The sequence below is a fragment of the Micromonospora globispora genome (assembly GCF_003857015.1).
In the GTDB taxonomy this organism is placed as follows: Bacteria; Actinomycetota; Actinomycetes; order Mycobacteriales; family Micromonosporaceae; genus Micromonospora; species Micromonospora globispora.
The window spans coordinates 1-11,986 of sequence record NZ_QGGF01000175.1 but is presented as its reverse complement, the minus strand read 5'-3'; the positions used below and the strand labels follow the sequence as shown (position 1 = coordinate 11,986).

The 11,986-nt window shown below is 68.2% G+C and carries 15 protein-coding genes; 7 read left to right on the top strand and 8 right to left on the bottom strand.

Going from position 1 to position 11,986, the window contains the following annotated elements; genetic code table 11:
* Positions 1–144: 144 nt before the first annotated feature.
* Positions 145–291 carry a bacteriocin immunity protein gene (locus DKL51_RS37655; RefSeq protein ID WP_498070885.1) on the bottom strand — a complete coding sequence of 49 codons (147 nt, stop codon included), beginning with the start codon at positions 289–291 and terminating at the stop codon, positions 145–147.
* Here DKL51_RS37655 and DKL51_RS35590 point away from each other — a divergent pair.
* From DKL51_RS35590 to DKL51_RS06725, 5 genes are all read left to right on the top strand, one after another.
* Complete coding sequence (locus DKL51_RS35590) at positions 250–636, top strand: hypothetical protein (RefSeq protein WP_221623140.1); 387 nt, start codon at positions 250–252, stop codon at positions 634–636. The genes DKL51_RS37655 and DKL51_RS35590 overlap by 42 nt on opposite strands.
* A gap of 174 nt (positions 637–810) precedes the next feature.
* Complete coding sequence (locus DKL51_RS06740; protein ID WP_185734730.1) at positions 811–2,163, top strand: IS110 family RNA-guided transposase; 1,353 nt, start codon at positions 811–813, stop codon at positions 2,161–2,163.
* Between the two features lie 459 nt (positions 2,164–2,622).
* Entirely contained in the window at positions 2,623–3,231 is a 609-nt protein-coding gene (locus DKL51_RS06735) for a dihydrofolate reductase family protein (RefSeq protein WP_109947408.1), read from the top strand.
* A gap of 53 nt (positions 3,232–3,284) precedes the next feature.
* The gene (locus DKL51_RS06730; protein WP_109947407.1) at positions 3,285–3,608 is read left to right on the top strand and encodes a YciI family protein; all 324 of its coding nucleotides are present in this window, start codon (positions 3,285–3,287) and stop codon (positions 3,606–3,608) included.
* Positions 3,605–4,840, top strand: coding sequence for an RNA polymerase sigma factor (locus DKL51_RS06725; protein WP_109947406.1), 1,236 nt, complete (start codon positions 3,605–3,607; stop codon positions 4,838–4,840). Before DKL51_RS06730 ends, DKL51_RS06725 begins: the two co-directional genes overlap by 4 nt.
* 264 nt (positions 4,841–5,104) lie before the next feature.
* Here the strand turns inward: DKL51_RS06725 and DKL51_RS06720 are convergent, their stop codons facing one another.
* The 3 genes from DKL51_RS06720 to DKL51_RS06710 all read right to left on the bottom strand — a co-directional run bounded on the left by DKL51_RS06720 (position 5,105) and on the right by DKL51_RS06710 (position 7,419).
* The gene (locus DKL51_RS06720; protein WP_109947405.1) at positions 5,105–5,683 is read right to left on the bottom strand and encodes a DinB family protein; all 579 of its coding nucleotides are present in this window, start codon (positions 5,681–5,683) and stop codon (positions 5,105–5,107) included.
* 360 nt (positions 5,684–6,043) lie between these two features.
* Entirely contained in the window at positions 6,044–6,676 is a 633-nt protein-coding gene (locus tag DKL51_RS06715) for a DUF7002 family protein (protein WP_123827113.1), read from the bottom strand.
* A 215-nt stretch (positions 6,677–6,891) separates the two neighbouring features.
* Complete coding sequence (locus tag DKL51_RS06710) at positions 6,892–7,419, bottom strand: hypothetical protein (RefSeq protein ID WP_123827135.1); 528 nt, start codon at positions 7,417–7,419, stop codon at positions 6,892–6,894.
* Positions 7,420–7,583: 164 nt separating this feature from the next.
* On the opposite strand from DKL51_RS06710, the gene DKL51_RS06705 reads away from it, so the two are divergent.
* Positions 7,584–7,943 (top strand): hypothetical protein, encoded by a 360-nt coding sequence (locus DKL51_RS06705; RefSeq protein WP_109948250.1) that lies wholly within the window; start codon positions 7,584–7,586, stop codon positions 7,941–7,943.
* Between the two features lie 246 nt (positions 7,944–8,189).
* On the opposite strand, the gene DKL51_RS06700 is transcribed toward DKL51_RS06705, so the two are convergent.
* The 4 genes from DKL51_RS06700 to DKL51_RS06685 all read right to left on the bottom strand — a co-directional run bounded on the left by DKL51_RS06700 (position 8,190) and on the right by DKL51_RS06685 (position 11,021).
* Positions 8,190–8,597 (bottom strand): VOC family protein, encoded by a 408-nt coding sequence (locus DKL51_RS06700; RefSeq protein WP_423790559.1) that lies wholly within the window; start codon positions 8,595–8,597, stop codon positions 8,190–8,192.
* Between the two features lie 184 nt (positions 8,598–8,781).
* Positions 8,782–8,994 carry a DUF1737 domain-containing protein gene (locus tag DKL51_RS06695; protein WP_109948249.1) on the bottom strand — a complete coding sequence of 71 codons (213 nt, stop codon included), beginning with the start codon at positions 8,992–8,994 and terminating at the stop codon, positions 8,782–8,784.
* Positions 8,995–9,165: 171 nt separating this feature from the next.
* Positions 9,166–9,870: a response regulator gene (locus tag DKL51_RS06690; RefSeq protein WP_109948248.1), complete on the bottom strand. Its 705-nt coding sequence runs from the start codon at positions 9,868–9,870 to the stop codon at positions 9,166–9,168.
* Positions 9,867–11,021 (bottom strand): sensor histidine kinase, encoded by a 1,155-nt coding sequence (locus DKL51_RS06685; RefSeq protein WP_123827134.1) that lies wholly within the window; start codon positions 11,019–11,021, stop codon positions 9,867–9,869. Before DKL51_RS06685 ends, DKL51_RS06690 begins: the two co-directional genes overlap by 4 nt.
* A gap of 189 nt (positions 11,022–11,210) precedes the next feature.
* Between DKL51_RS06685 and DKL51_RS06680 the strand changes: the two genes are divergently transcribed.
* Complete coding sequence (locus DKL51_RS06680; RefSeq protein ID WP_109948246.1) at positions 11,211–11,747, top strand: hypothetical protein; 537 nt, start codon at positions 11,211–11,213, stop codon at positions 11,745–11,747.
* Positions 11,748–11,986: the final 239 nt, after the last annotated feature.

Here is an 11,986-nt window from a genome sequence, read left to right as displayed (position 1 = left end):
GCAATCCAGCGTGACCGACCTGACCCCGGACATCGGCCCTTCGGACAAGCCACTTCCCGGACCCGCCACCAGCCAGCCTAAACCCGCCCTCCGAGCGGTGTCTTGACATAAAGGGGTGCCATGAGCGTGCGTCGAGAGGCGCCGTCACAGGCCGATGGGTCTGTAGTTCAATGCCGCGTCGACGATGGCCGCGGGTGACGCGTCGACCAGCTCCGGTGGTGGCCAGAAGATCAGATCGGTGACTCGTGGGTGCAGGACGTTGGTGGCCAGCAGCAGAACGTAGTAGTCGATGTCGTCGTCGGCTGCCTGTATCCGGCGGACAATCTCGATCAGCTCGTCGCGGCTGATGTTGGCGACCTTCGGCCTTGCCGGTCGGGCGGCTTCGAGCGCGAAGTCCTCGACGTTACGAGACTTCCAGTAGGTAAGGAAGTGATCGGCGTCTTAGTCATGGCCGGTTTCGGCGTTGAACCTGGCGATCGCTGCGTCGGCCGACTCGCCGCGCTCCAGCAGCCTTGCGATGGTCTCGATGGCGGCACACAGCTCTGCGATGCGCTGTGGTCCGACCACCGGCGGGCAGAGCTCGGGGCGCAACTTCATCCGAACATTGTCCCTGGGCCGGCCAGCGTCCTCTACTGAGCACACTCGCACGCTCATCGACACGTCCGGACGGCACCCGGCCAGCTCGGCGTGACGCTGCGTAACGCGCTGATCGCGGTATAGAAAGACGTTCTGCGTGTCGATGTAGGACGTAGGAACGTCCCCCTGATGCGCTTGTCGGGCTTGGTGTCCCATCGCAGGAGGAGGACGTTCATGGGTAACGGTAGCGGCGTGTCCCGGGGTGACCGCAACCGCAACGCGCGGCTTGCTCGGCTGCGGGTGCTGGTCCCGGCCACGAACGCGATCGTCGGCATTGACCTGGCAGATAAGAAGCAGATGGTCGTGGTCACCGATCATGACTCGAAGGTATTGGCGCGTAAGACGTTCAGGTGCCGGGCCTGGAATCTCGGGGCAGCGTTGGACTGGGCCGCCGAGCGGGCTGCGGCGAAAGGGTGGGCGGGGGTGACGGTGGCGTGCGAGCCGACCGGGCACCGGTGGCGGGTCCTCGGCCAGCTCGCTGCGGATCGGGCGATGCCGTTCGTGTGTGTGCAGCCGATGCTGACGTCGTGGGCGCGGCGCAGTGAGGACCTGACCTCGGACAAGACCGACGAGAAGGACGCGGTGCTGATCGCCCGACTGACCGCGCAGCTGCGCTGCTACGTGCCGGAGCCGGTCGATGAGACCTGGGGACGGTTGCGGCATCTGGGCACCCGCCGTGAACAGCTCGTCATCGAGATGGTCAGCCAGGTCCAGCAGATCCGCGCGCTGCTCGAGTGCGTCTGGCCCGCCGCGCTCGACACCGCCAAGCAGCCGTTCCGCTCCCGCACCTGGGCGGCGGCGATGACGGTGATCTGCGGTCGTGACGGCGGTGACCTCGCCCGCACCCGACGCCTCGGCGCGGCCCGGTTCGAGCAGGCGGTGCGCCGTGAGATCACCCGCCGGGGTGGATGCAAACCCGCGCTGCGCATCCTGCGGCACCTGTTCACCGCGTTGACCGACCCCACCGGGGTGACCGCCCACCGGCCCGGTGCACTGGAGCGGGTCGCGTTCCTGCTGCAGGACTGGCAGGCCGCCGCCGACAGGCTCGCCGACACCGAGACCCGGATGACCGACGTCCTCGACGAGCTTAAGCTGACCGAACTGGTCACCTCCATCCCCGGCCTATCGGCCGTCGGCGCCGCGGCGATCCTCGCCGAGACCGGTGACCCGAACCGGTTCGCCACCGTCCGTGCCCTGGTCAAGCACGCCGGCCTCGCGCCGCGGGAGAAGCTGTCGGGCACGTTCGTTGGTCGCACGAAACTCACCGGCCAGGGCCGACCCGCGCTGCGTCTGGCCGCCTGGCGGGCGGTCTGGGGCGCCCAGCGCGGCAACGCCGTCTACGCGGCCCGCTACCACCATCTGACGACGCGGGAGACCAACAGGCTCACCGCGACCCAAGCCCAGACCGTGATCGCCGCGGCGATCCTGCGCCAGTTGCACGCCCTGATCACCACCGGCCAGGCCTGGGATCCCCACATCGCCACTCACGGTGCCAACGGCCGCCGGCAGCTGGCTCTGGCCGCCTGACTCTGCGTTGCGGCGTTCAAGCTGACGGTCGGGGCGAGCCCTACGCGGCATTGAGACACAACGTGATCTCGACGCACATCATGGGCAGCCCCGGCCCGTCGTCTCATCAACCCGATTACACGTTGCTGGGGACCAACCCCATCACCGCTATGCAGGGACAGACGACGGCCGAGGCACCGGCCAAAAGCTTGACACAAAACGACTTACGCTGATGTGCGGACGACTAGTCAGGATCTTCGTGATCGGTCGATCTGGTCCAGGAGCTTGTCCGCGCTGGGCGTGCTTGAGGAGGCGGAGCGCGGTCGCTGCGAAACTGTCGTGCTATCGGAGCGATGACGATCGGCGTCCCGGAAGATTCTTCAAAGAAGTCCGGGAGGGGGTGTCGGATCGGGGCGGTGGTGTTCGTAGCAGGGGTGAGGCCGCCCACAAGGGGCGGCGCCCAGGCAAAGGACCGCGATCATGAAGCTGACGACCATGACCCAGATCTCCATTGATGGAGTCATGCAGAACAACGGCGCCCCCACGGACGACCACCCGAATGGGTTCGAGCGCGGCGGATGGGCCCTGGGGAAGGGCGACGACGGGACCAGGACGTTCATCACGCAGACCTACCAGCGGGCCGAGGCGTTCCTGTTCGGCCGGCGCACCTACGAGTTGTTCGCCGGCTCCTGGGGATCGATCGACCAGATGCGCGCACATCCCATCGGCGTGGCCTTGAACGAGGCCCCCAAGTACGTTGCCTCGACCACGCTCACCGCGCCGCGTTGGGAGGACACGACCGTTCTCCGCGGTGACCTCGCGGCGGCCATCAGTGAGCTGAAGGCCAAGCCCGGAGGTGAGCTGCAGGTGCACGGGAGCGGCGCCCTGACCCGGTGGCTGCTGGCCAACGATCTGGTCGACGAGATGACTCTGATCGTGATCCCGGTGATCCTCGGCCAGGGCGCGAGACTGTTCCCGGAGACCGGTCCGGATCTTGCGCTCGACCTGATCGAGTCGCGGGTCGACTCGAAGGGCGTGACGATCCAGGTCTACCGGCCGGCCGGGCGCCCGCGGTATGCAACGGCCTGAAGTCCCTAACCACCGAACCACGCTGTCTTGACACCACAGGAGATGATCTTCAGATGCAGTACCTGGTTTCCGTAATCGATGACAAGAGCAATCCCGGCAGCACGGACAGGCAGCCCGCCATCAGCGCGTTCAACGAACGACTGATCGCCGAGGGCTACTGGGTTTTCGCGGGCGGACTCGCGGACACCGACGCGGCCACCGTCATCGACAACCGGGGCGAGCAGGCGGTGTTCACCGACGGGCCTTTCGTAGAGTCGAAGGAGTACCTCGCCGGCGTCTGGGTGTGGGAGGTCCCCGATCTGGATGTGGCGCTCAATCTCGCCGCCGAGGCGTCCAAGGTCTGCGATCGGAAGATCGAGGTGCGGCCGTTCCAGTGATCGACGTCGGGGAGGCGGTCACCCGGGCCCACCACGACGAGTGGGCCCGGGTGGTTGCAGCCCTGACCAGGCGTTTCGGTGACCTCGACATCGCCGAGGAGGCAGCGGCCGAGGCGTTCGCGACCGCCGTGCAGCGGTGGCCGGCCGACGGCGTGCCCGCCAACCCCGGCGCGTGGCTGACCACCACCGCCAACCGCAAGGCCATCGACCGGATCCGGCGCGAGAACAAGCGCGACGACAAGCACAAGGAGGCTCAGCTGTTGTACGACAACACCCCACCCGAGCCTCTCGGCGCCATCGACGACGACCGGCTGCGGCTGATCTTCACCTGCTGTCACCCGGCGCTGGCGATGGAAGCCGGCGTGGCGCTGACGCTGCGCATGGTCGGCGGTCTGACCGTTCCCGAGATCGCCCGCGCCTTCCTGGTGCAGGAGACCACCTTGGAGCAGCGGATCATCCGCGCGAAGGCCAAGATCAAAGCGGCGCGGATCCCCTATCGCGTGCCGGCCGCCGAGGATCTCCCGGCACGCGTCTCCGGCGTACTCGCCGTGCTGTATCTCGTCTTCAACGAGGGCTACCTGGCCAGCGGCCCCGACACCGACCCCGTACGACACGACCTGACCGCCGAGGCGATCCGGCTCACTCGCCTGATCCGCGCGCTGCTGCCGGAGGACGGTGAGGTGGCCGGGCTGCTGGCGCTGATGCTGCTCACCGAGACCCGCCGCACCGCCCGGGTTTCGGCCAGCGGCGAACTGGTCACCCTCGACGAGCAGGACCGTGGGGCCTGGGACAAGGCGCTGATCGCCGAGGGTCACCGGCTCGTGCGCGAGCGCCTCGCCGCTGCCGCCGCCGGGGTGGCTCCGGGCCGCTACCAGATCCTCGCCGCGATCAACGCCGTGCACACCTCCGCCCGCGACATCCGCGACACCGACTGGTCGCAGGTCGTCGCCCTCTACGACCAACTCGTCCACCTCGACTCCTCGCCGATCGTCGCCCTCAACCGGGCCATCGCGGTCGCCGAGCTCGACGGACCGGAGGTGGCGCTGGCGGCCGTCGACCGTCTGGAGGACGAGCTGGCCGGCTATCACGCCTACCACGCGACCCGCGCCGACCTGCTGCGCCGGCTGGGCCAAAGTCAGCAGTCGCGCACGGCCTACGACAAAGCCATCGAGCTGGCCGGCAACACCGCCCAGACCGCCAACCTGACCCGCCGCCGCGACCAACTGCGGTAGCGCCCACGAATCCCGATCGAAACCCCGAACGCAGCGGCGGCCGGCCCCGACGCAATCAGATCGGCCCGATACCCGCATGAGATCGTCAGCTTCTACGGTCGGCACTGCACTGTCATCGGCACGAGCGGACGCTGACCGGGCGCGCGGTCTGCGGCAAATCCGTGCATGTGACCTTGGCTTCGGGCTGCGACGGCCGCTGGCAGAATGCAAACGGTTTCTCGGACGAATTGGACGGCATCCGCGGGTTACGCGAAGACCGCGTCCTCAGGCGAACTCGCGCGCGGTGGATTCCAGCCTCTCGCGGTAGGCGGCCCACCACGCCTCGTCGCCCTCGACGACGTTGTCGCCGGGCCGCCGCCAGCCGACCTGGCCGTCGATCAGTTCGCGCAGGATGTCGGCGTGCCCGGCGTGCCGGTTCAGCTCGGCGAGCACGTGCACGAGGATGAGGTGCAGCGTCACCGGCGTGTGTTGCCACCACCGCACCGAGCCGGGCGCGTCGATCGGGAGCGTCTCGATCGTGGCGTCCGCGTGTGCCCAGACTCGGTGCCACAGGCCGATGATGTCGTCGCGGGACTCGTCGGCTGCGGCCCACATGTCCGTGTTCGGCTCGGCGTCTTCGTCCAGGCCCGCGACGGGTTCGGGAAAGGGCCGGTCGAACACCTCGCCGAAATACCCGGCGGTCACCGAGGCCACGTGCTTGACCAGCCCGAGCAGGTTCGTACCGGTCGGCACGAGCGGGCGCCGCATGTCGTACTCCGACAGCCCGTCGAGCTTCCCGAGCAGCGCCTCGCGCGCCTCCCGCAGGTACCGATAGAGATTCGCCTTGGCGTCGAGGTCTGTCACGCCGCCCAGGATCTCATCGCCGCGCCCGTCGCGATGCCCTGTACGCCCGCGTTCCGAGCCGCGTGGTGACCGCTCTTGATCGGTCACCACGCACGGACGGCGGCATGACCGGATGTCAAGATCGATCGGGGACTGCAGCTCAGTCTGGCCGCGCCGCTGGCGGCGGGGCTTGTAGAGCTGATGAAACGCGCGTCCTGCCGGTCATCGGTCCCTGCGGTGGTAGGCCACTGGAGTCGTCGAGGACGAGGAAGCCGCGGGAAGGACCGGCGAGTTGGTGAAGGCTGATCCCGGGCACGTGTTCGTGCGCCGGCCTGCCGGGTGGAGCGCAATGCAGTCCTGTGGCCGCGAAGGGTGTGGGACTCAGTCGATGGTGCCTTCGATCTTGTCGGTCAGGTCGAGGATGTCAGGGACGGCGTCCAAAACGGTGACCTCGACCAAGGCGCCATCGCGGCCAAACCGGCGGCGGTACTCGTCGTAGGGGTAGTCGGCGATCGGCAGCCAGGATCGGTGTCCTCGTAGGGGGTGGTTCTTCTGCGTTACCGCCCCGGAGTTGAGCCGGCAGAGTTCGATTCGTGGGCCGTATCGCTCGACGAGGGCGCGGGTGTCGACGTGCAGGACGACTTGGTCCTCGGTGCGGTACTCCTTCGCTTGACGCAGCCGGTCCAGTCGCTCAGCGCTGGCCCAGAAGAAGACCCGAGAGTTGATGGCGGCGAGGTACTCGGTCAGCGAGGAGTGTGGATCAATCTTCTCCGCGACGAATTTCATCGGCTTCTGATCGCGGATCACGGCCGGCGGCAGGCCGGACGTGCGCAGAACGGTGGACTGCTTGCGAGGTGCACCCAGGAGTCGCTCACGCTCGCCGGCGTCGAGGCCGAACAGATCGATCAGTTGCTGCGTGGACAGCAGGCCGTGCCGTTGCACCGATGGCCAAGCGATCGCCGACATCGTGTGGAAGACCCGCGGATGGCGCGCGATCAGTTCCTCGACGTCCATGTCGGTCATGATGCCGGACGTCCGCGATTACGGGCCATCAGGGATCCGGTCGACATCCTCCCATCACCTGGTTGACGGGTGGTCTGCAGCGCTGGCGGTCCTCGGCGCTACGCCTACGCCTGCCGAGACAACCGCTACCCGTAGCGACCGGGTCGCGGCATGTGCGTGTACTCGATCTTGTGCGTCTGCGAGGGTTCATCCAGCGGTTGGTGCTGCTATCGGGGCGATTGATTTCCGATCCCGATCGCTGGAGGTGGCGGTTGGTCGCGTCCCACGGCCTTGACGCGTGCCCGGTCGCCGTCGAAGTCCGGGTTGAGGCGGCCGGCCAGACAGGACCGGTGCGCGGCGAAAGACGCACATCCCGGTCCCTCACTGCTGCGCACATCGACGGTGACGCCGTCGCCGCCAGGGCTGAGGATCGTGAGCTGGCCGCAGCATCCGCACGTCCAGCTGAATTCACGCAGGTTCGCGGCCCGCATCGTGAGGCGTATCCAGGCGGGCGGGTGGTACCGGTTGATCTCTTGGACGACCGCGTCGACCTGCCCGCCGACTGGCGGGTATTCCTCGGGCCGTGCCTGAGGTGAGCCTGACGGACTGTCGATGACGCCGGCGTCGACCGACGCGCCCACCGTTTCATGCCCGATAACCTGGGCCATGACCCCCCAACGCTCATGGCTGATGATCGTCGCGCGGACGGCGGTACCCATTACCAGGTCACAGCCGACGCTGTCGAACCGCTGCATTAGTTGATCGTCGCGCACCGCCTCGTCGGCGGCACAGCCGGGCATGCTTGCGCTCGGTCGAGAGGCTGCCAGAGACGACCCAGGTACGACGTGCGGCACGTCCGCGCGCTCGACGGCAAGAGAGTATGCCCAGGTTGACAAATCAAGGCAACCAGCTGACCTGCGTGGAGCGCCAGGGCGGAAGCCGCTATCCGGTCACCAAGCGATGGTGGCGCTCCGATGATCTTTACAGGGCCTGGGAGCCGTGCGACCGTCAGCCCGTGCTCCTCATTGCCTTCAGCAACTCCGCAGACGCATCGCCGCAGGTTCCGCTCGGCGTCCTCGGGGTTCTCATCCTTACGTTCGCCCTCGGAAACATCGCCTTGCGGATGTGGGCCGCGCGCCGGCTGCGAGCAGGCAGAACGCTGCCGGGACCATTCCGAATGCTTCGCCTGTTCGTCAACCACCCGAAGCTCTTCCTCGGCGCCCTGTGTGCGCAGATCACAGTCGGCATCCTGCTGTTGGTCGTCGCAACTGACCGTTGAGCGTCAGTCCTCCGCGACGATCGGCAACGGCAGGACATCCTGAAGGTGTCGCGTCTCCCCGGCACGCCTGGTCGGAAATGCCGGCGTCGACGTCACATCGGTGACGATCGCCTCGCGGCAGATGTGCGCACCGGATCAAGCCGTGGGTTTCCGAGACTGGCCGGCCTGGCGGTTGCCGGTCGGCCGGACGATCAAGTGGTCGCCGACGGGAGCCACGCCGGTCCGGAGCACGAGCCAGCGCTGAGCTCAGTTCACCAGCGGCGCCCAGGTGGGGCGCCTGATCAGGCAGAACGGGTGGCCAGCGGGATCGGTGTACACGTGATCGCCGGGCAACCGCCGCGCGCCCAGCGCGAGCACTGCCTCCCCTGCGGCATCCTGGTCGTCCACCATCACGTCAAGGTGCATCTGCTGCGGCACTGCCGGCTCCGGCCACGTCGGCGGCGCCAGGTCGGCGGCGCGCTGAAACGCCAGCCCGGACGCCGCCGTGCTGGCCGACACGACGACGAAGTCCTCGTCCGCGTAGGTGATCGGGTCGCCGAGGACCGCGCTCCAGAACCGCGCCTCGGCCATTGGATCCGGGCAGTCGACGATCAGATGGTGGAGCCGGCCGACAGGCAAAGCGAACACCTCCTTCGTGGTCAGGCCCCGTGCCAGCACGGTTGTATGGCCACTTCCGGCACACGGGAAAGGCCGTGTCCGGACCATGTTCGTTCATCGTCGCCTAGGGTAAGCGGCCAGGAGGGACTGCCACCCGGGCGGACAGCGGCAGAAGCGCGCTGAGCGCCACTGCAGATCCGTCACGCGCTGTAACGCCCGGTCAGCGGCATGAGCATGTGTCTTATCTGACGCTGCCCTCGGACGCCTCGGGGCTAACGCAGTGCGGCAGCACCATCGCTTGAGCGGCGATGACGCGTTCACTGTTGAAGGTCAGCGCCGGCGACCCATACAGCTGATAGCCCTGGTCGAGCAGGCCACTGACGCGGGCGCAGAATTCAGCATCGTCGGGTCCGGTGATAAGGCGGTAGCCGAGCGGCTCAGAGAGATCTGACACCGTCGCATTGTGCCCGCCCGGCTACGCCTGAGCCCAGACCCGGCTACCCACTCCTTCTTGGTCGGCCGCACGACCAGCGGCTGAGCGGTTGTCCCGCCACGTCGTCGGCACTCGGCGTACCGCTAGGCGGAACCGACGACAAGCAGTGGCCGGGCGCTGCTACGCATGAGCTCACGTGTGGTTGGTTAGGCGGTGCTGGTATGCGTACCGGACAGCTTGTGCGCGGTCGCGTACTCCGGTCTTGGCGAAGAGCCGGTTGATGTGGGATTTGACGGTTGCTTCGCTGATGTAGAGCCGGCCGGCGATCTCGCGATTGGACAGCCCCTCAGCGATTAGGCGTAGTACGTCAGCCTCGCGGGTGGTTAGGCCGTCGGGGAGATCGCTGGCGGGGAGTTTGTCGGTTGGGCCGGTCCGGCTCACGGCGCCGGCGCCCGGGGTGGCGGCGGTGAGCTGGCCGGCGGCGGCTACCAGGCGCCGCTGCACCTGCGGGTCGAGTACCGATTGATCGGCTGCCGCGGCCCGTACCGCGTGGGCGATCTGCCTGCGACTGGCGTCCTTGGTGAGGTATCCGAGCGCGCCGGCGCGCAGTGCGGCCAGGATGTCGGCGTCGTCGGCGTAGGTGGTCAGTACGACTACCCTGGTGTTCGGGTGGTCGGCGGCTATGCGTGCGGTGGCGTCGATCCCATCGTGGCGAGGCATGCGCAGGTCCATGAGGACAACGTCGGGTTGGTGTTCGGCGACCAGGTGCAGCGCCTGCTCGCCGTCGGCGGCCTCGCCGACGACCTCTACGTCGTCGAGCAGGCTGAGCATGACGGCGAGGCCTTCGCGTACGGCTGTTTGATCGTCGGCGACAACTACCCGGATCGGGGCGCTCATCCGGGAATGCTCACGTCGACTCGCCAGCCGTCGCCACACGGTCCGGCGTGGAACATGCCGCCGGCCAGTTCGGCCCGTTCCCGCAGGCCGGTCAGCCCGTATCCGCCGGCCGGCGCGGTCGCGCCGGCCGGTGCCGGTTGACGGGTCGGCTCGCCACCGGTGTCGGTGACCGTCAGCGCCACCTCCGTGGGGCGGTAGGCCAGCCGCAGCGTCACGGTCGCGCCGCTGGCGTGTTTGCTTGCGTTGGTCAGCGCCTCCTGGGCGGTCCGGTACACCGCAAGGCCTGCGTCGGTCGAAAGCTGCCGCGGTCGGCCCTCGACCGTCGAGGACGCGGGGCAGCCGATGTCGGCGGTGTACGCCTCGGCCAGTGAGGTCAATGCTTGTGGCAGCGGCACGGCGTCGCCGCGCAGGGCGGTGATCGCTTGCCGGGTCTCGGCTAGGCCCTCGCGGGTGAGCTGACGGGCTCGGCCCAGGGTGGTTCGGGCTCGGCCGGGGTGGTCGCCCTCCAGCAGGGCGTCGGCGGTTTCGAGCTGGACCGACAGCGCGGCCAAGGAGTGGGCGAGCACGTCGTGGATCTCCCGGGCGATGCGGGCGCGTTCGGCCAGCGCGGCGGATCGGGCCTGCTCCTCGCGGGCCAGTTGGGACTCTGCGAGCAGCAGTTGGGTTTGCTCAGCGCGGTGGTCCACCTGCCGGCGGATCACCCCGGCAAGCAGCGCTACCACCAGACCCGCGCCGAAGGCGGCCATCCGGATAGGTGTGGCGCCGAGCGTGAATTGGCCCAGCGCGTACCCGCCGAGCGCACCGCCGGCCAGCGTAACCGATCCCAGCGGGCGTAGCCTGACCCCGCCGTACAGGCATACCGCGGCCAGGTAGCCGACCGCCGGACTGTGCGGGCTGCTGACGGTCAGGACGACGCCAGCACCGGCGCACAGCACGAGCCCACTGACGACCAGCACCGGGCGGTCGTCGGGGAGCAGCGCGGCAAGCCAGCCGCATGCGGCGGCGACGATCCCGATGAGCGTAACGGCTCGCGTACCCGCCGACCCGGGATGCGGCGCGGTGGCCACCATCGCCCAGGTGATCGCGGCCAGTCCGGCCACCCCGCGTAGCTGATGCCACAGCGCCTCGTACCGGGCGAGATTGATTCGCACGCCGACCAGTGTGCCCCGGCCAGGGCAGGCGGCGACACCACCCACGGATGGAGGCCACTCGTGGGGTGATGCCACCCGGGGTGGAACGGATTACCCACCCGCCGTGCCACCCACGGATCGACGACCAGCGGTCCCGGGCCTTCGTAGCGTCAACGGCGTCGAGACTTGAGCCCACCAAGGAGCACGCCCGTGAGTCTGAGCATCTGGATCCTGAACCTGGCGATCCTCGCCGTCGTCCTGGAAAGCGACCTCGGCCGCCGCCGTATCGGCCCGGTCCGGCTGCTCCGGCCGGTCCTGACCGCCGGCGGGATCGTCCCGTTCTTCCTGCACAGGATCGCCACCGGCGGAAACGGCGCAGTGCTGGAGATCGCCGGCACCGCCGCCGGGATCGCGATCGGTGCCGTCGCCGCCACGCTAATGCGCGTGGAGTACGAGCCGGCAAGCAGGCGGTCGTACTCCCGGGCCGGGCTGCGCTACGCACTGCTGTGGAGCAGCGTGGCGACCGGTCGGCTGTTCTTCGCCTACGGCTCACAACACCTTTTCGGCCCGCAGTTAGGTCGTTTCATGCACACTCACCGGATCAGTATCGACGCGCTGACTGCAGCCCTGATCCTGATGGCCGTCGCGATGGTCCTCACTCGTACCGCGGCCCTGTGGGTCCGCGCGACCCAGGCCAGGTCAGCGGCGGACCGCCGGGAAGCGGCCCCGGCCACCGCCACACCCTGACCGTGACCCTCATCAATAGCGGACGCCGCAGCGTCCAAGGCAAACGTCCTCTATTCGGCAAATCAGCATGATCGACCGGGTTAACCTAGTGACGTTCAGTAGCGCCCGGATCGCGGCAGACATCCTATGTTTTTCGTTGTCAAGAACTGGGGTGGAGATGGGCCCAGGCAGTTGTCTCGTCGTAGGCGGCGCCGGTCTTGAGGCAGCCGTGCAGGATGCCGACGAGGCGATTGCCGAGT